At 68.7% G+C, this 17,310-nt stretch carries 16 protein-coding genes; 3 read left to right on the top strand and 13 right to left on the bottom strand.

The annotated features are described in order from the left end of the window. Position 1: 1 nt before the first annotated feature. From AABF56_RS32670 to AABF56_RS32625, 10 genes are all read right to left on the bottom strand, one after another. On the bottom strand, positions 2 to 991 hold the full coding sequence (locus AABF56_RS32670) for an NAD(P)-dependent oxidoreductase (protein ID WP_272808825.1): 990 nt from the start codon (positions 989 to 991) through the stop codon (positions 2 to 4). Continuing rightward, entirely contained in the window at positions 992 to 1,807 is an 816-nt protein-coding gene (locus tag AABF56_RS32665; RefSeq protein ID WP_272808824.1) for an HpcH/HpaI aldolase family protein, read from the bottom strand. A gap of 11 nt (positions 1,808 to 1,818) precedes the next feature. After that, on the bottom strand, positions 1,819 to 3,255 hold the full coding sequence (locus AABF56_RS32660; protein ID WP_272808823.1) for an NAD-dependent succinate-semialdehyde dehydrogenase: 1,437 nt from the start codon (positions 3,253 to 3,255) through the stop codon (positions 1,819 to 1,821). A 140-nt stretch (positions 3,256 to 3,395) separates the two neighbouring features. After that, positions 3,396 to 4,385 (bottom strand): Gfo/Idh/MocA family protein, encoded by a 990-nt coding sequence (locus AABF56_RS32655; RefSeq protein ID WP_272808822.1) that lies wholly within the window; start codon positions 4,383 to 4,385, stop codon positions 3,396 to 3,398. 19 nt (positions 4,386 to 4,404) lie between these two features. Next, a complete protein-coding gene (locus AABF56_RS32650) occupies positions 4,405 to 5,526 on the bottom strand; it encodes a Gfo/Idh/MocA family protein (RefSeq protein ID WP_272808821.1) in 1,122 nt (373 codons plus the stop codon). A gap of 135 nt (positions 5,527 to 5,661) precedes the next feature. After that, complete coding sequence (locus tag AABF56_RS32645) at positions 5,662 to 6,438, bottom strand: ATP-binding cassette domain-containing protein (RefSeq protein ID WP_244769042.1); 777 nt, start codon at positions 6,436 to 6,438, stop codon at positions 5,662 to 5,664. Beyond that, positions 6,438 to 7,559, bottom strand: a complete 1,122-nt coding sequence (locus AABF56_RS32640) for an ABC transporter permease (RefSeq protein ID WP_272808820.1) — start codon at positions 7,557 to 7,559, stop codon at positions 6,438 to 6,440. The genes AABF56_RS32645 and AABF56_RS32640 overlap by 1 nt, the downstream gene beginning before the upstream one ends. Positions 7,560 to 7,645: 86 nt before the next feature. Next, the gene (locus AABF56_RS32635) at positions 7,646 to 8,590 is read right to left on the bottom strand and encodes a sugar ABC transporter substrate-binding protein (protein ID WP_244769040.1); all 945 of its coding nucleotides are present in this window, start codon (positions 8,588 to 8,590) and stop codon (positions 7,646 to 7,648) included. Positions 8,591 to 8,660: 70 nt separating this feature from the next. After that, a complete protein-coding gene (locus tag AABF56_RS32630; protein ID WP_272808819.1) occupies positions 8,661 to 9,770 on the bottom strand; it encodes a phytanoyl-CoA dioxygenase family protein in 1,110 nt (369 codons plus the stop codon). Between the two features lie 220 nt (positions 9,771 to 9,990). Further along, positions 9,991 to 11,442, bottom strand: a complete 1,452-nt coding sequence (locus tag AABF56_RS32625; protein ID WP_272808818.1) for an amidase — start codon at positions 11,440 to 11,442, stop codon at positions 9,991 to 9,993. A 199-nt stretch (positions 11,443 to 11,641) separates the two neighbouring features. Between AABF56_RS32625 and AABF56_RS32620 the strand changes: the two genes are divergently transcribed. Continuing rightward, positions 11,642 to 12,415, top strand: coding sequence for a helix-turn-helix transcriptional regulator (locus tag AABF56_RS32620; RefSeq protein ID WP_272808817.1), 774 nt, complete (start codon positions 11,642 to 11,644; stop codon positions 12,413 to 12,415). On the opposite strand, the gene AABF56_RS32615 is transcribed toward AABF56_RS32620, so the two are convergent. Both AABF56_RS32615 and AABF56_RS32610 read right to left on the bottom strand, forming a co-directional pair. Then, complete coding sequence (locus tag AABF56_RS32615; RefSeq protein ID WP_272808816.1) at positions 12,416 to 13,747, bottom strand: APC family permease; 1,332 nt, start codon at positions 13,745 to 13,747, stop codon at positions 12,416 to 12,418. Between the two features lie 140 nt (positions 13,748 to 13,887). After that, positions 13,888 to 14,190: a hypothetical protein gene (locus tag AABF56_RS32610; RefSeq protein WP_272808815.1), complete on the bottom strand. Its 303-nt coding sequence runs from the start codon at positions 14,188 to 14,190 to the stop codon at positions 13,888 to 13,890. Between the two features lie 477 nt (positions 14,191 to 14,667). On the opposite strand from AABF56_RS32610, the gene AABF56_RS32605 reads away from it, so the two are divergent. Together AABF56_RS32605 and AABF56_RS32600 are read left to right on the top strand one after the other, a co-directional pair. Continuing rightward, positions 14,668 to 15,612 carry a GntR family transcriptional regulator gene (locus AABF56_RS32605; RefSeq protein WP_272808814.1) on the top strand — a complete coding sequence of 315 codons (945 nt, stop codon included), beginning with the start codon at positions 14,668 to 14,670 and terminating at the stop codon, positions 15,610 to 15,612. 8 nt (positions 15,613 to 15,620) lie between these two features. Beyond that, complete coding sequence (locus AABF56_RS32600) at positions 15,621 to 16,493, top strand: sucrase ferredoxin (RefSeq protein WP_272808813.1); 873 nt, start codon at positions 15,621 to 15,623, stop codon at positions 16,491 to 16,493. 2 nt (positions 16,494 to 16,495) lie between these two features. On the opposite strand, the gene AABF56_RS32595 is transcribed toward AABF56_RS32600, so the two are convergent. Continuing rightward, positions 16,496 to 17,257, bottom strand: coding sequence for an alpha/beta hydrolase (locus tag AABF56_RS32595; RefSeq protein ID WP_445190522.1), 762 nt, complete (start codon positions 17,255 to 17,257; stop codon positions 16,496 to 16,498). Positions 17,258 to 17,310 lie beyond the last annotated feature (53 nt).

Here is a 17,310-nt window from a genome sequence, read left to right as displayed (position 1 = left end):
ATCAGGCCCCGATCGTCGCGGGACGGTGCGCGGCGATCTCCGCGCGGTTGACGACGAGCGCCGGGTCGAGCGTGCCCTTGAAGAAATCGAGGATATTGGCCGCCGCGGCGATCGCCATGCGCCGCGCGCAGGCCTCGGTCAGCCCGGCATTGTGCGGGGAGAGCACCACCCGCTCGCAGGCGAGCATCGGGTCGTCGCCGGCCGGCGGCTCGCAATCGAGCACGTCGAGCCCCGCCGCCGAAAGCCGCCCCTCCTCCAGCGCCGCCAGCAGCGCCTTCTCGTCGATCAGCCCGCCGCGCGCCGTGTTGACGAGAATGGCCGAGCGCTTCATCGATGCCAGCTCCGCCGCGCCGATCAGCGGCTCGGCACCGGATTTCGGCACATGCAGCGACACGACGTCGGCGCGGCGCAGCCCGTCCATCAGGTCGCCGACCGGGATGACGCCGGCCGCCGCGATCCCGGCGGCATCCTGGTACTTGTCATAGGCGAGCACCGTCATGCCGAGCGCCGCGCCGATCTGCGCCAGCCGCCGGCCGATGCGCCCGAAGCCGACGATCAGCAGCGTGCGCCCGTCGAGCTCGTCGGCATCGAGGCTGTTGCGATAGTTCCAGTCGCCCTGCCGCATCCTGCGGTCGAAGAGCACGGTGCGCCGCGCGGCCGAGAGCATCAGCATGACGGCGTGCTCGGCCACCGCGCGGGAATTCACGTCGCCGACCACGGCGAGCGGGATGCCGCGGCCGTTCAGCGCCGCGACATCGACGGAATCGTAGCCGACGCCGTGGCGCGAGACGATCTTGAGGTGCCGCGCCCCGGCGATGAAGGCCGCGGGGAGCGGCTGGGTGCGGATGAGCAGCGCATCGGCCGCCGCCAGGAAGGGCTCGTAGCTTGCCGCGGAGACCTCCTCGACATAGTCGATCACCATGCCGGGCGCGGATTCGAGCACGGCAAGGCCGTCCGCGTGGATCTTGCCGGCCACCAGGATCCTCGGCATTCAATATCCTCCCGTGTCGATCGTGTCGGCGGGGGCGACCTGCTGCACGCGCTCGCGGAAGGCCCGGACGCTCGCCTCGGCGGCGCCGGCGAGCAGGCGCACGTCGTTGGAGACGGTCACGAGATCGAAGCCCCAGCCGACCGCCTCGGCGGCATAGTCGGCCGTGCCGTTGTGCAGCGCCGCCCGCTTGCCGGCCCGGTGGGCGGCATGGAGGATCGTCCTGATCGCCTCGATCATCTCGGGCTCGCGGCGGTCGAAGCCGGGCGCGTAGCGCTTGCCCTGCAGGCCGAGCGTCAGGTCGGCCGGGCCGATATAGACGCCGTCGAGGCCGGGCGTGGCGAGGATATCCTCGAGGTTCTCGTAGGCCTGCGCGGTCTCGATCATGGCAAGGCAGATGATCTCGTCGTCGGCCTCGGCGGCATAACCGGGGCCGGCGGAAAACAGGGCCCGGCTCGGGCCGAAGCTGCGCACGCCGGCGGGCGGATAGCGCACATAGGAGACGAGGCGCTCGGCCTCGGCGCGGGTGTTGACCATCGGGCAGATGACGCCGTAGGCGCCGGCATCCAGCGCCTTCATGATATCGGCCGGATCGAGCCAGGGCACGCGCACCAGCGGCGTCACGCCGCTTGCCCGCATGGCCTGCAGCATCGGCACCGCGCCGTCATAACCGACGATGCCGTGCTGCAGGTCGATGGTGAGGGAATCGTAGCCCTGCGCGGCCATGATCTCCGCGCTGAAGGAATTGGCGATGGAGAGCCAGCCGTTGAGCACCGGCCTGCCTTCCGCCCAGCGCTGCCTGACACCGTTCCTGATCATGCATGCCTCCCTCAGACCGTCATCTGCGCGAGCTTGACGTTGGAATAGTCGAGGATGCCCTCGGTGCCGCCTTCGCGGCCCATGCCGCTCGCCTTGATGCCGCCGAAGGGCGCCTCGGCCGCGGCCAGGGCAAAGCTATTGACGCCGACCATGCCGGCCTCCAGCCGCGCCGCCGCCTCGCGGGCGCGGCCGGCATCGCGGGTGAAGACATAGGCGGAAAGGCCCATCTCCGAGGCGTTGGCGCGGTCGAAGACCTCGTCGGCCGCGGCGAAGGGCGTGATGGCGGCGATGGGGCCGAAATTCTCCTCCGCGATCGCCTTCGCATCGTCCGGCAGGCCGGTGATGACGGTGGGCTCGAAGAAGAAGCCGGCATTCATCTCCGCCGGGCGCCGCCCGCCGGCAAGGATCCTGCCGCCGCGGTCGCGCGCATCCGCGACGATCTCCTCGACGGCGGCGATGCGGCGCTGGTTGATCAGCGGCCCCATCTGCGTCGCCTCGTCGAGGCCGTGGCCGAGCTTCAGCGCCCGGGCGCGGGCGGCAAAGCCCTCGGCGAAACGGTCGTGCAGCGCCTCGTGCACATAGAAGCGGTCGGGCGTGACGCAGACCTGGCCGGCATTGGCGTATTTCGTCGGCACGGCGAGATCGAGCGCCTTGTCGAGATCGGCGTCGTCGAAGACGATCATCGGCGCATTGCCGCCCAGCTCCATGCTGACGCGCTTCACCGTCTCGGCGCTGTCGCGGATCATCTGCTGGCCGACGCGGGTGGAGCCGGTGAGCGAGACCTTGCGCACGGCGGCCGCGGCCATGATGGGCCTGTAGGTGGCGGCGGTGGGGCCGATCAGGAGATTGGCGACGCCGGCGGGAATGCCGGCCTCGCGCAGGCAATCGAAGAGGATCATCGCGACGCCCGGCACCTCGACGGAGGGGCGGACGATGACGGCGCAGCCGGCGGCGAGCGCCGGGGCGACCTTGCGGGCGATCAGCGCCGCCGGGAAATTCCAGGCGGTGAAGGCGGCGACGACACCGACCGGCTCGTGGCTCACTTCCAGCCGGCCGCCCGGCGCGCGGCTCTCGACGATGCGGCCGTAGATGCGGCGCGCCTCCTCGGCGTACCAGCGGAACTGGTCGACGGCGAGGCCCCATTCGCGGCCGGACTGGGCGAGCGGCTTGCCGGTCTCCAGCGTGATCCGGCGGGCGGCTTCCGCCGCGCGGGCGGCCATGACGTCGGCGACCTTGTGCAGCAGGTCGGCCCGCGCCCAGGCGGGCGTCGCCTTCCAGCCGCGGAAGGCCCGCTCCGCGACGGAGATCGCGCGCTCCGTATCCTCGACGCCCGCCGCCGGCACGCTGCCGAGAACCGCACCGTTGCCAGGGTCGGTGATCTCGGTCGAAGCGCCCTGCGCCGGCTCCGACCAGGCACCGTCGATGAACAAACCGTATGAGCCGTACATGCTGTCTCCTCCATGCGGGGGGCGCCGCCCGAAGGGGCCGCGTCCGCAAGCATAATTCCAGAACCAGAAAGAAAGCAATTTTTATTGCAAGTCAAGAACAATCCGCAATATTTGGTGCGGACACCCGTTTCATGCGCGGTTCAGTGCGGCCGCTCCGGCAGCACGAGCGGCGTGCGCCGGCGCGTCGCCATCGCCTCGACGATCTGGTCGGCAAGGCAGGTGGCGACGAGACCGTCCCAGGCCGTCGAGGCGTCGGCGGGTGGCGTTGCGCTGCGGATGCCGTCGATCCAGGCCTGGTTCTGCAGGCGATAGGCATCGCGGAAGCGGGGAACCCAGTTTGCCGGAAAGGCGCCTTCCTCCGCGCCGTCACGCCGCGTGCGGGTGAGCGCCGGATGCGCCATGCCGACCGTGCCGCCCGCGCAGACGGCCTCGGCATGGACATGATAGCCGTAGGCGGCATTCATGAAGACCTCGACGGACACGAGGCTGCCGGCCTCCGTCTCGAAGACGAACAGGGCGGGATCGCCGCTGCCCCCGGCCTCCGACGGGCAGGGAATGACGGTCACGGCGCTGTATTCCGTCGAGAGCAGCCAGCGGCAGACATCGATCTCGTGCACCAGCGAATTGGTGATCGCCATGGCGCCGGTGAACCAGGCGGGCGCCGCGGCGTTGCGGTGCTGGCAATGCAGGATGCGCAGGGCGCCGAGCGCCTTGCTGTCGAGCGCCGCCTTCATCTCCCGGTAGGCCGGATCGAAGCGGCGCATGAAGCCGGTCTGCACCAGTTGCCGGCCCGCGCGCCGTTCGGCCGCGACGATCTCCAGGCATTCGGCGGTGCTCGCGGCGAGCGGCTTTTCGCACAGGACCGGCTTGCCCGCCGCAATCGCCGCCAGCACCAGCCGGTGATGCGTGGCGTCGGGCGAGGCGACGAGGACCGCCTCGACCGCGGGATCGGCGATCAGCGCCAGCGCGTCCGTCGTGGCCCGCGCGCCCTGCGCGGCCGCCTCGGCCCGCGACAGGTCGGCGTCAACCACGGCGACGAGATGCGCGCCCGCGACATCGCCGGCAAGGATGCGGGCATGCTCCGCCCCCATCACGCCCGCGCCGATGACGCCCACTCCAACCGTCCTCATCGTTCCCTCCTCCTTCGTTTCAGCCGCCGTCCACGGCACGCCATTGCCCGGCGCGCGCGGATGCGTGGATCGTCTCCACCAGCGTCTGGATGCGCAGGCCGGCGCGGAAATTGAACGGCTCGGGCCTGAGGCCGGCAATCGCCTCCAGGTAGCCGGCGACCTCGATCGCCTTCAGGTCGTTGAAGCCGAGCTGGTGGCCGGGCGCGACGCAGAAGCGGCCATAGGGCACGTGATCCGGCCCCGCCTCGATGCGGCGGAAACCCTGCCGGCCCTTCCGGTCGTCCGTGGAGTAGAAATGCAGCTCGTTGAAGCGCTCCTGCGAGAAGGCAAGCGCGCCCCTGGTGCCATAGACCTCGAAATCGTGCTGCATCTTGCGGCCGGTGGCGATCCAGTTGCCCTCGATGGAGCCGGTGGCGCCGTTCGCAAAGCGCAGGAAGGCGCGGCCGACATCGTCCGTCTCCACGGTGCGCATGCCGCCTTTGCCGTCCGGGCGGCTGGCGATCATCGTCACGCAATCGCCCATCACCTTCACGATCGGGCCGAGCAGGAATTCGGCGGTCGCCAGCGCGTGGCTGCCGAGATCGGCCAGCGCCCCGCCGCCGGCCGGATCGTGGCGGAAGGTGAAGGGCGCGGCGGCATCGGCCATGTAGTCCTCGGCATGCAGGCCGCGATAGCCGCGGATCTCGCCGAGCTCCCCGCCCGCGATCATCTCCCGGGCAAGGCTCAGCATCGGATTGCAGAGATAGTTGAAGCCGACCTGCGTGCGCACGCCCGCCCGTTCCGCCGCCTCGGCCATTTCCCGGGCATCGCCCGCCAGCGGGGCGAGCGGCTTTTCGCAATAGACATGCTTGCCGGCGGCGATGGCGGCGAGCGCCATTTCCTTGTGCAGGGCATTGGGGGCGGTGATGTCGACAATGTCGATTTCGGGATCCGCCACCAGGCTGCGCCAGTCGTCCGTGGCGCGCCGGAAGCCGAGCGCCGCGCGGGCGGCCTCCGCCTGTGCCAGGGTCACGTCGGCAAGAGCGGCCAGCTCCACCTCGTAGGGCAGGTCGAAGACCCGCGCGGCGGCCGCAAAGCCGAAGACATGCGTCTTGCCCATGAAACCCGACCCGATGAGGCCAAGGCGAAGCGTCTTCTTCATTCTCTCTGTTCCCCGGATGATGGCGCACGGAGTTTTCCGCGGGCGCCATTTCTGCAACATTTCTTGCAGAATCATTGCACTGTGAATGTTCGGTCCGCTGCCGGGGCGCGGGCGGCGCCCCGGCGCGTGGTCTTGTCAGATCGTGCCGCCGAGCGAGGCTTCCAGCAGCGCCAGCTCCTGCCCGCCCGCCATCATGTCCTGCAGGGCCGCCGCATCCACCGTGCCGCGCTCGGCCGTGCCCAGCGTCTGGCCGCGGTTGAGCACCGTGAACCGGTCGCCGACGGCGAGCGCGTGGCGCACATTGTGGGTGATGAAGACGACGCCGATGCCCTGCTTGCGCACTCGGTCGATGGTGCTGAGCACGTTCGCCGTCTGGCGCACGCCGAGCGCCGAGGTCGGCTCGTCGAGGATCAGCACCTTGGCGCCGAAATAGACCGCGCGCGCGATGGCGACCGTCTGGCGCTCGCCGCCCGAGAGCGTGCCGACGGCCTGGTCCGGCCCGCGCAGGTTGATGCCCATCTTGCGCATCTCGGCGACGGTGATCTCGTCGGCCTTGCCGGTGTCGAAGGTCTTGAACGGCCAGACGCCGCGCTCCGGCTCGCGGCCCATCCAGAAATTGCGGCTGACGCTCATCAGCGGGATCATCGCGAGGTCCTGGTAGACGGTGGCGATGCCGGCCGTCATGGCGTCGCGCGGGCTCTGGAAGAGCGTCGGCGCGCCCTCCACCAGCACCTCGCCGCCGCTCGGCTTGTAGACGCCGGACATGATCTTGATGAAGGTGGACTTGCCCGCGCCGTTGTCGCCGAGCAGGCAGTGGCATTCGCCCGGCCTTATGTCGAAGGAGACGCCGGCCAGCGCGATGACATGGCCGAAATGCTTGGTGATGTTTCTCATCTCCACGATGGCGGACATCAGCGTTCTCCCGTGATGATGCGGCGGATGTAGGTGTTCATGATCACGGCGGTCAGAAGGATGACGCCGAGGAACACCCGGAAGAGCGAGCTTTCCGCATTGGCGAAGAACAGGCCTTGCTGCACCACGCCGAAGATGACCGCCCCGAGCGCCGCGCCGATGACCGAGCCGTAGCCGCCGGTGAGCAGCGCCCCGCCGATGACGACGCAGATGATCGCCTCGAACTCCTTGAGCAGGCCCCGGTCGGCCGCCGCCGAGCCGAACTCCATCACCTGGCAGGTGGCGAAGACGCAGGCGCAGAAGGCGGAGAACATGAACATCAGGATCTTCACCCGGTTGACCGGCACGCCGACATAACGCGCGGCGAGCGCATCGCCGCCGGCCGCGAAGATCCAGTTGCCGAACTTGGTGCGGGTGAGCAGCCAATGGCCGAAGACGACGAGCACGATCGCCCAGACGACGAGCATGGGAATGCCGTCGATGACCGGCTGGCCGGCGCGGTTGCCGCGGGTGAAGGTGGCGATCCAGCCCATCTCGCCCATCCAGGTGAACAGGCCGCCGAGGATCTTGCCGCCGAAGAGCGGCGCCAGCCAGTCGCTGGCCGCCTTTTCCGCGACGCCGCCGATGATCGTCTGGCGGGTGAAGTAGATCGAGCCCCAGATCGTCAGGCCGCGCAGGATGTAGAGAAAGGCGAGCGTGACGATGAAGGACGGCAGGCCCGTGCGGATAACCAGCCAGCCGTTGACGCCGCCGACAAGGATGCAGAAGACGAAGGTCGCGATGATGGCGAGCCACAGCGGCACGCCGATATGCACCGACAGGATCGCCATCATGACGCCGGCAAAGCCGATCATCGAGCCGGTGGAGAGGTCGAACTCGCCGGCGATCATCAAGAGGCAGGCGCCGACCGCGATGACCATGAACTGGGCCGACACCACCGTCCAGTTCATCACGCCCTCGGCGGCGAACATGCCGCTGTCGCCGGCGACCACCGCAAAGAGCAGGAAGACCAGGATGGTGCCGCAGATGCCGCCGAGCTCGGGGCGGATCAGCGCGCGCCGGAGCGGCGAGACGGGCTTGATGCGCTCGTCCTTCAGCGCGTCTGGAATGACGTCCGTCATGAATGCGTTCTCCTCCCTCGAAAGACCGGGCCTCGAAAGGCCGGGACGCGGGCGGCTGCCCGCCCGCGCCTGCGAAAACCGTCAGATCAACGGTACTGGCCCGCCAGGGACTCGACCAGCGCGATATTGTCCTTCGTCACGAAGCCCGGGCCGGTGAAGATGGAATTGGCCGGGGCGACGCCGTAGCGCACATAGCTCGTCAGCACCTGGATCGGGATCGAGCCCTGCAGGAACGGCTGCTGGTCGATCGCGAAGTTGATCGTGCCGTCCTTGATGGCGGCGGAGATTTCCGCCGAGAGGTCGAAGGTGCCGAAATAGATGTCGCCGTCGAGGCCCATCTCCTTGACCGCGCGGATCGACGGTTCGGCCGAGTTGGGGCCGAGCGTCAGGATGGCGCCGGTATCGGGATTGGCGGTGAGATAGGCCTTCACCTTGTTCTGCACTTCCGACGGGTCGATGCCGGAATCGACCATCTGGTTGCCGAGTTCGACGCCGATGCCCTCGGCAAAGCCGCGGCAACGCTCCACCGAGGCCGGGTTGGTGATGTAGTGGTTGACGCACAGGAAGCTCTTGATGCCGGCCTCCTTCGCGCGCTTGCCGGCGCCGAGGCCCGCTTCATATTCCGGCTGGCCGACATGCATCAGCGCGCCGAGCTTCTCGCTCTCCTCCACCGTGCCGGAGTTGACGGTGACGACCGGAATGCCCTTGGCGACGGCATCCTTGATCGGCCCTTCCAGCACGTTGAAATCGGCGATGGTGACGATGATGCCGTCGACGCCGGCGGCCGAGCTCTGCTGGACGATGCGCGCCATGTCGGCAAGGTCGCCGGTCGGCGGGTTGCGGTACTCGGTCGTCACGCCCATCTGCTCGTTCGTCACCTTGATCGCGTTCTTGATGACGTTGAACCAGCTGTCGCTATCCGGGCCGTGGCTGATCCAGACGAACTTCTCGCCATCCGCATGGGCAGCACCGGCAAGCGCCGTCGTCGCCAGCAGCGCACCGAGGGCCAGGGATTGCAGGATTTTCTTCATGCTTAACGTCCTCCCGAAATTGGCTTCCTGTTCGCTCCCCGCCCGAAGCCTTTGCGGGTAACTCCATGCGTCAGGCCGCGCGCTTGGCGCCCTGCGCGACAAGGGCCGCGTCGAGGCGCGCCTGGTCCCAGCCCTCCTCGACGGCCCGGGCGACGAGATCCTGCTGGCTTTCCGGCGCAAGGCCGCCGAGCGGCGGATCGGTGTCGAGATTGGTCGGGAACGGATAGCCGTCCGCCGTCGCGGCGATCACCGCCCGCCGCCCGGCCGGCGACAGCGCCGCCAGGTGCGGATAGACCGCACGGACCATCGCGGTGCGGTCGAGGCTTTCCATGTGGCGGGCGAAGGCAGACGCCGTCTGGATGAGGTTGACCATGCGCACGACATCCGCCGTGCGGTTCTCGCCGGCCGCGTGGAACAGCGCGGGGGAGAAGAAGATCGCGTCGCCCTTTTCGAGCGGAAGCTGGACGCAGTTCTCCTCGAAATAATCCCGGAACTCCGGCCGCGTGGCGGCGACATAGCCCGGCAGGTAGCGCTGCGAATGGGGCAGGAGCTTCGTCGTGCCGCTTTCCACCGGCATGTCGCAATGCGCGACGCCGCCTTGCAGGATGAGCGTCGGGCCGGTGGCGTGGATATGGCTCGGATATTGCGCCATCTGCTCGGGCTTCATGAAGCCGAGGTGATAGTCGCGGTGCGGGGCCTGCGCCTTGCCGCCGGGGCGGACCTGGTTGACCTGGGTGGCGATCTGGTAGCCCGGGCCGAGCCAGGCGCGGCAGGCGATGTCGATCACCGGATTGGCCATGTAGCGGGCATAGACGGCGGGATCGCGCAGGCAGAGCTTCTGCAGCGAGTTCCAGATGCGGTCGTTGGCACCCGCCTTGGCGAAATGGTCGCCGGCCGCCGTGCCCGCCGCCCGCTCGTCGGCGATGATCGCGCGGAAGACCTCGCTTGCCGCGTCGATGGCGCCCGGATCGGTGAAGGCGCGCTTGACGACGAAGACGCCCGGCCCCTCGCCGATGACCGAGGCCCATTCCGGGCCGATGCCGTCATCCACCGATGCGCCGTCATAGATGGGGATGTTCTTCTCGATGGCGATCGCCGTCGGGCACATCGCCATGGTCGTCTCGGTCTCCACCTGGCGCCGGAATTGCGCAAGGTCGATCACCGTTGCAATATCGTTCATCGAAATCCTCCTGTCCGATGTCTGAAAGCCGGCCTGACGGCAGCCGCCGTCGCTCTCGCCCCTCCCCTCCCCGGGCACGGCGAACCGCAAGCGCAGATCAAAAATTGCAGCCATCAATTGACTGCAATATTAATTGTGAAAATTTGCCGGTGTCAATACGGCTGGGCCGGTTCCGTCGCGAGGGCGGATCCTCGTGCCGGCGACCAGCCGAAGGCGGCGGCTACCAGGACCATTCCGCCGGCCGCCCGACGGTGAGGCCCGCCGCGCGAAGCGCGGCCACGATCGCCCCGCCCGCCGCAAGGACCGCCTCGTCGGCATAACGCCGGCCGACGACCTGCAGGCCGACGGGCAGGCCGTCGCCCGCCAGCCCGGCGGGAACCGACAGCGCCGGGCATTGCGGCAGCAGGTTGAACGGACAGGTCATGTCCAGGCCCCGGAAGCGGCCGTCCGGCAGGTCGGCGACGTAGTCGTTGTCGTCGGCCCCGGCCGGGGGCGCGGTGATGGCGCAGGTCGGGCAAAGCAGGGCGTCGTAGCGCGAGAGGATGGCGGCGAGGTCGCGCCACATCTCCGTTCGGAGCAGCTCCACCTTCTTGTAGGCGGTGGCGTTCATCGTCAGCCCCCGCTCGATCAGCGCGACGACGAGCGGATCCATGCGCCCGCGATAGGCCGCGAGCGCCTCGCCGAAGAAGGCGGCCATGAACACGCACCACAGGTCGTACCACCGGTCGTTGACGGCCCGCGTCCAGCCGATCTCCACGGGATCGACGACGGCGCCGGCGGCGCGAAGCGCATCGGCCGCCGCAAGAATGGCGGCCTGCACCGGTGCGTCGACGCCGTAGTAACCGAGGTCGAGGGACAGCGCGAAGCGCCGGCCCGCAAGGGAGCCCGTCCGTGCCTTTTCCGCCGAGAAGGGGAGAGGCAGCGAGGAGATGTCCTCGTCATCCGGGCCGGCGGCCGCGGCCATGAAGGCGGCGGCATCCTCCACGGTGCGGGCCAGCGGGCCGAAATGGGAGATGTTGTCGAAGACGCTGGGCAGGATCGTCATGGGAATGCGCCCGAGGCTGGGCTTCAGGCCGACAATGCCGGTGAAGGCGGCGGGGATGCGCACCGAACCGCCCATGTCCGTGCCCTCCGCGAAGGGCACGACGCCGGCCGCGACCGCGACCGCCGAGCCGCCCGACGAGCCGCCGCTGGTGCGCGCCGCATTCCAGGGATTGCGCGTGATGCCCCAGCGCGGGCTTGCCGTGAAGCTCGAATGGGCGAATTCCGGCGTCGTCGTCTTGCCGATGAGGATCGCCCCCGCGGCCTCCAGCCGCCGGATGCACAGGGCGCTTTGCGCCGGCGTCCAGTCGTCTCGGGTCCAGGAGCCGAGCGTCGTCAGGTCATCCTTCGTCGGCGTCAGGTCCTTGGCGGCGAAGGGCACGCCCAGGAGCGCGGGCGCGGCGCCTCCGCCCGCGGCGCGGCGGTCGGCCTCCCGCGCCGCCGCGAGCGCGGCCTCCTCGCGCAGCAGCGTGAAGGCATTCAGCGCCTCGCCGACGATGCGCGCGCGCCGGAGCGATTCGGCGACGACCGCCTCGGCCGAGAATTCACCGGCGCGGATGCCGGCGGCGATCGCCGTGGCGGGCAGGTCGAGCGGGTGGGCCGGCGCGACGGCGCGAGAAACTGTCTGCATGGTCACGGACTCCGTGCTAGAGCATTTCCAGCCGACGCGGGATCGCTTCGGCGCCGGATAATGCGGCAAAACAAAAAGCTGGGGCAATTCCGGCACGAGCGCGAAGCGGATTTGCGGAGAAACAGGGGTGGAGCGTTTTCCCGGCTCGGGGAAAAGCGGAAACGCTCCGGGTCTTGCGGAAAGAAGGAGGGGCGGGAACGTGGCGGCAGGATCGGGCGCGGCAGGCGCCTCCATCGACCTTTGGCATGCGGGGCTTGCCGAGGCCGTGTCGCTCATCGGGGAGGACGGCTTTCCCGCCGCGCTGGAACGCGCGCTCCGCCATCTCGTTCCCTTCCAGATGATGAACGGCTTCGCCTATGCGCCGGGCGGCAAGGCCTTCGACCTCGACAATGCGCGGATCGTCGGCGACCGCACCACCATCGTCGACCATTACCTTGCCGGCGCCTATATCCTCGACCCGTTCTACGACGCCGTGCGCACCCTGCCGCCCGAAGGCCTTTTGGTGATGCGGCGGCTGGCGCCCGACCGGTTTGCCGAGACGGAATACTACCGCCGCCACTACCAGGCGACGGGCATCCTCGACGAGGTCGGCTTCATCCTGAAGCTCCGCGATGTCGATGCGGTGTTGTCGCTTTCGCGCATCGGGGCGGTCCCGGCCTTCTCCCGCCGCGATATCGCCCGCCTCGAAAGCGCCGCACCGGTGGTCCGGGCGCTTGCCGAGCGGCACTGGCATGCCCGGTTCACCCCGTCGAGCGGCAGCGAGGCGGCCGCCGCGACGATCAGCCATCCGCTGCTTTCCAAGCGGGAGCTGGAGATCGTGACCCTCATCCTCAAGGGCCACTCCACCTATTCCATCGCCGCGACGCTCGGCGTCTCGCCCAATACCGTGAAGGTCCATCGCCGCCAGGCCTATGCCAAGCTCACCATTTCCAGCCAGGCGGAACTGTTCCATCTGTTTCTCAGCAGGCGCTGATCATTCGGCGAACTCCACCTCCGGCGGCGCAAGCTGGAAGAAGCGCGTCAGATAGGCAAGGTAGACGACGCCCGCCGCCAGCCAGATGACGCCGAGCAGCTTGGCGTGCCCGTCGAGGTTCCAGAGCAGGAAGAGGTCGCAGACCGCGCCCGCGGCCGGAACGGCGAGCCCGAGAAGCGGGCCGAGCGGCCTGACGACCGCATTGCCCCGCAGATAGAGCGCGATGACCGAGACATTGACCGCGGTGAAGGCGAGGAACGCACCGAAATTGATGAAGGACGTCGAGGTCGTCACGTCGAGCGTCAGCGCCAGGAGGCCGACAATGCCGACGACGACGAGGTTGAGGACGGGCGTGCGCCACTTCTCGTGCAGCTTGCCGAAGATGCCGGCCGGCAGCACGCCGTCGCGGCCCATGGCGAAGAGCAGCCGGCCGACGCTCGCCTGCGCGGCAAGCCCGGAGGTGAACTGCGCCACCACGAGCGTGGCGAGGAACACCGTCACGAAGAGGTCGCCGCCGATCATCAGGGCGATTTCGGAGGCGGCGGAATCGACCGAGGCGAATTCGCCGCCGGGATGGGCAAGCTGCGTGACATAGGCCGACCCGGTGAAGAGAAGGCCGCCGATGACGGCGATGATCATGATCGCCTTCGGCATGGTGCGCGTCGGTTCGCGCGTTTCCTCCGTCAGCGTCGAGACGGCGTCGAAGCCGAGGAACGAATAGGCCGCGATGGCCGCACCCGCCACGGAAGCGCCGAACGGCACCCCGGCCTCGAAGAACGGCCGCACCGAGGCGAGCCCGCCGGCCCCGTTGACGGCGACGACGTAGCGGGCGGCGAGCGCGACGAACGCCACCAGCACCGAAAGCTGCACCAGCATGAGCACGACATTGACCCGGTTGGCGAAGGCGATGCCGACGACGTTCACCGCCGTGGTCAGGACAATGAAGCCGACGATCCACAGCCAGGCCGGCACCGCCGGAAAGGCCGCGCCGAGATAGGCCGCGCCGATCAGCCAGATGACCATCGGCAGGAAGAAGTAATCGAGCAGCACAGCCCAGCCGACGAGGAAGCCGACGCCGGAATTCAGCGACCTGCGGGCATAGGTATAGGCGGACCCGGCAACCGGATAGACCCTCGCCATGATGCCGTAGCTTGCCGCCGTCAGGAAAATCGCGAGCGCCGCGATGAAATAGGCCATCGCCGTCGTGCCCTGGCTTGCAGACGCCAGCGCGCCGAACGTGCCGAACACGATCATGGGCGTCATGTAGGCCAGCCCGAACAGCACCACGGACCACAGGCCAAGCGTCCGGTCGAGTTTGATCGTTCGTGTCATGCTCCCCTCCTCCAGATGATGCCGTGAAGGGTCGGGGAAGAGGACGGCGATGCCAATAACCCCAGGGTATTATGCGGCGCGCCCTGCATCGAGCCGTGCATGGGACAGCCGGCGGCCGGTCGGCCCTTCCGTCCGGCTGCTCAACCGGAGGCGTCCGGGCGCGACATCTTCGCCTTGAAGGCCTCGTTGCGGGCCCTTATCGCGCCGAACATTTCCGCAAGCATCTCGAAGGACCGGCGCTCCTCCGTGCAGACCTTGTCCTGGTACAGGGGCAGGCTGGAAAAATCAGTGTCGTTGAACCAGTAGATCTCGGTCTCGCCGTTGGTTCGCTGCGCAAGCCGGCTGCTGTTCTCGTCCCACCCGTAGACATGGGGCGGCACGATCCGGCCCCGTGCCTGCGCCACGGCCTTGAATTTCCGCTCGAACGCCTCGGCGGTGTGCATCTTCCAGACGCCGAGGCTCTCCCAGCGCCGGCAATTGCCCAAGGGGGGCGTGCGGCCGTTCCGGAAGGACCCAGCCTTCGATCAGCGAGCGAAACCTGTCCTGGCCGCCGCCGGAAAAGCCCAGCTTGAAGATGGAGAGCTGCGGGTCGAGCCGGAAGGCCGCGCGCGCGACGCATTCCGAATAGACCACGTAGACGAAGGGCCTGTGGATGCCGTTGAAGGGCGAGGACGCCTTCGCGTAATGGATCAGCCTGCAATCGATACAATTCACGGCGACAACATCGACGTTGGAAAAAGCAATGCATCGCGATCATAGGCGCATGGCACGCGATGGCAACGCCCGGGGGCTTTTACGCCAAGGCGATGCCTCGCCTGATCATGGAACACGGCCGGGCGAAAAACAGGTTTCGAGTTGTCGGGGGCTTATTTTTGTATTATGAGCGATCATAATTCAAAAACCGCAATCGAGATCGCATCTTGGCCACCCGAACCGTCGCTCCGCAAGCTCAAGGACTGGATACCAGCGGCCTCAGCGCGCTGCAGGTCGAGGTGGCCCGCAAGCTCATGCCGATCATCCATGCCGGGCGGTGGTCGGCGGGCGAGAAGATTTCCGATGCCGCGCTGGCGCGCGAATTCGGCATTTCCCGCACGCCGGTGCGCCAGGTCCTGCAGTTCCTCGCGGACAAGGGCATCATCGCCCAGACGGACAGCCGCGGCTTCACCCTGGCCCGCCGGCCCGCGGAAGGGGAAACGATGGACGAGCTGGTGCCGCCCTCGGAAGTGGACACGCTCTACCGGCGCATCATGCATGCGCGCGCCAACGGCCTGATCGGCGGCGAGGCGTCGGAGACAGAGCTCATCGATCATTTCGACACGTCGCGCGGCATCGTGCGGCGCACGCTGATGCGGCTGGCGGCCGAGGGGCTTGCCGAGCGGCGCGACGGGCACGGCTGGCGCTTCGCCGAATGCCTCGACAACCGCCAGGCGGTGAACGAGAGTTACGCCTACCGCACCATCATCGAATGCGGCGCGGTGATGGAGGATACGTTTCGCGCCGACCTCGCGGCGCTGGACATGCTGGAACGCGAGCAGGTGGCGCTTCTCAACGCCCCGCTTGCCGCGATCGACGGGGCGGCCTGGTTCGAGGCCAATGCCCGGTTCCACGAAACGGTCGTCTCCTGGTCGAACAACCGCTTTCTCGTGCAATCCATCCGCCGGCAGAACAGCCTGCGCCGCATGACCGAATATGCGGAATTCGCCGAGCTCAGCGAAGCGGGGGTGCGCAAGGCGGCGCGCGACCATCTGGCGATCCTCGAGGCGATCAGGGCCGACGACCGCAAGCTCGCCTCCGCCATCCTGTTTCGCCATCTCAGCCGGTCGCCCGCCGGCGCGGACGCCAAGCCCGCCCGGCTGGAGGATTGAGCGCCGCGATGGCAGCACGGGCCTTCTGCCGCGATCTGTGCATGGCAAGGGGCGAGCCGGCGGCCGGCCTCGGCCCCTCGGCAGGACGCTACGCCCTGCTGCACTGGCCGCGCGGCCACTGGCGCGTCCCGCGGACATCCTCCCATCTCATGCCGGAAGCGCTCGCGGGCGCCATTCGCGAGGCCAATGCGGCGGGCATCCATGTGGCGCTGGTCGACGGCGACGACATCGCCTTCAGCCATGACGGCCTCGTTTGCCGGACCGCCACGCCCGAGGCGGCGGCGGCGCTGCTGCGCACCGTCGCGGAAGGCGGCGCCTGGCAGGGCGAGCGCGATCCGCGCATCACCGTGGTCTGCTGCACGGACGGCAAGCAGGACCCGTGCTGCGCCCGCTACGGCTTCGCCACCTGGAAGGCGCTTCGGCAGGCCGCCGATCCGGCGACCTTCCGCATCCTGCAATCCACCCATCTCGGCGGCTGCCGCTTCGCCGCCTCGCTGGTCGTGCTGCCCGCGCGGGCCCGCTACAGCCGGCTCGCCCCCGCCGAGGTCGCGGACTTCCTCGCCTGCCTGCGCGACGGCGTGCCGTACCTGCCGGCCTATCGCGGCGATCCGGCGCTCGGCGCGGCGGAGCAGGCCGCCGAACACGCGGTCCTGACCTGGGCGGCAAGGGAGGGGCTTTCCGGCAACGTCCTGCTCGGCGATGCGTCGGGAGAGGCTGGCGGCGACGGACGGGTGGAATACCGCGCCAGCATCGCCGGAAGGCCCGTGCGGGTGTGCCTCGAGAACCGCGGCTTCACGGTCAATACGCGGTGCGAAACGATCGGCGGCGGGACGCCGGCGCAGGTTCTGCGCTGGGTCGCCACCGCCGTGCATGGGGAATAGCGTCAGGCGCCGGCGAGAACCTGCGAGAAGAACGCCTTCACCGGCCCCTGGATGCCGGTCCCGTCATGGCTGACGCCCGGCACCGTGTCGAAGCGAAGATCCACGCCGATGGAGCGAAGGCCCGCCTCGAGGCTGCGCAGGCGGTCCACCCGCGTCTCGCCGCTGTCGTTGATCCCCTCCATCCAGAAGGGCGACTGCGGACCGACGGTCACGTCCCAGGTTTCGATGTCCTGGTCGCCGATGACCAGCTGCACGGCGACGTCCCGCATCGCCGCGACGTCGAGCGGCCGGCCGAAGACCTCCTCCATGCCCTTGACGCCGACCCACCAGTCGCGCTGGTCCGGCAGCGTGACGGTGCCCGGCGCGCCGACCGAGACGGCCCGCAGCCTGCCGGGATGGAGGTAGAAGAAGCGATGGGCGAATTGCGCGCCGCCGGAAAAGCCGTGCATCAGCACCTTCTCCTTCGCCACGCGGTAGCGGCCGGCGAGCTCCTCGATCATGTCGAGCACGATGAGGTCGTAGCGGATGCCGCGATAGGCGATGTGCTTGTAGTTGTGCAGGTCCTCCGCATCGTCGATGCCGGCGGGAAAGAGCGGCGCCAGGAGCAGGCATTGGTGCGCCTCGGCGAAATCGATGAACGCGTCGCGCAGGATATCGGCATCGCGCAGGCTGCCATGCACGAGCACGGCGAGCGGATGCACCCGGTCGCCGGCGGGGTCGTAGCCGTCCGGAATGTAGCAGCACCAGGAGAAGCGCTGGTCCATCCTTGAGGCGAAGATCGGCGTGCGCCCGCGCCGGTAGAAGTTGAGGGGCGCGG

The organism is Shinella sp. WSC3-e (assembly GCF_945994535.1).
Taxonomy (GTDB): Bacteria; Pseudomonadota; Alphaproteobacteria; order Rhizobiales; family Rhizobiaceae; genus Shinella; species Shinella yambaruensis.
This window is presented reverse-complemented; position numbering and strand designations above follow the sequence as displayed.

What these genes read in the sequence shown, in the direction of transcription:
- AABF56_RS32670 (WP_272808825.1), bottom strand. Translation starts at nt 991, where the DNA reads ATGCCGAGGATCCTGGTGGCCGGCAAGATCCACGCGGACGGCCTTGCC.
- AABF56_RS32665 (WP_272808824.1), bottom strand. Translation starts at nt 1,807, where the DNA reads ATGATCAGGAACGGTGTCAGGCAGCGCTGGGCGGAAGGCAGGCCGGTG.
- AABF56_RS32660 (WP_272808823.1), bottom strand. Translation starts at nt 3,255, where the DNA reads ATGTACGGCTCATACGGTTTGTTCATCGACGGTGCCTGGTCGGAGCCG.
- AABF56_RS32655 (WP_272808822.1), bottom strand. Translation starts at nt 4,385, where the DNA reads ATGAGGACGGTTGGAGTGGGCGTCATCGGCGCGGGCGTGATGGGGGCG.
- AABF56_RS32650 (WP_272808821.1), bottom strand. Translation starts at nt 5,526, where the DNA reads ATGAAGAAGACGCTTCGCCTTGGCCTCATCGGGTCGGGTTTCATGGGC.
- AABF56_RS32645 (WP_244769042.1), bottom strand. Translation starts at nt 6,438, where the DNA reads ATGTCCGCCATCGTGGAGATGAGAAACATCACCAAGCATTTCGGCCAT.
- AABF56_RS32640 (WP_272808820.1), bottom strand. Translation starts at nt 7,559, where the DNA reads ATGACGGACGTCATTCCAGACGCGCTGAAGGACGAGCGCATCAAGCCC.
- AABF56_RS32635 (WP_244769040.1), bottom strand. Translation starts at nt 8,590, where the DNA reads ATGAAGAAAATCCTGCAATCCCTGGCCCTCGGTGCGCTGCTGGCGACG.
- AABF56_RS32630 (WP_272808819.1), bottom strand. Translation starts at nt 9,770, where the DNA reads ATGAACGATATTGCAACGGTGATCGACCTTGCGCAATTCCGGCGCCAG.
- AABF56_RS32625 (WP_272808818.1), bottom strand. Translation starts at nt 11,442, where the DNA reads ATGCAGACAGTTTCTCGCGCCGTCGCGCCGGCCCACCCGCTCGACCTG.
- AABF56_RS32615 (WP_272808816.1), bottom strand. Translation starts at nt 13,747, where the DNA reads ATGACACGAACGATCAAACTCGACCGGACGCTTGGCCTGTGGTCCGTG.
- AABF56_RS32610 (WP_272808815.1), bottom strand. Translation starts at nt 14,190, where the DNA reads ATGCACACCGCCGAGGCGTTCGAGCGGAAATTCAAGGCCGTGGCGCAG.
- AABF56_RS32600 (WP_272808813.1), top strand. Translation starts at nt 15,621, where the DNA reads ATGGCAGCACGGGCCTTCTGCCGCGATCTGTGCATGGCAAGGGGCGAG.
- AABF56_RS32595 (WP_445190522.1), bottom strand. Translation starts at nt 17,257, where the DNA reads ATGGACCAGCGCTTCTCCTGGTGCTGCTACATTCCGGACGGCTACGAC.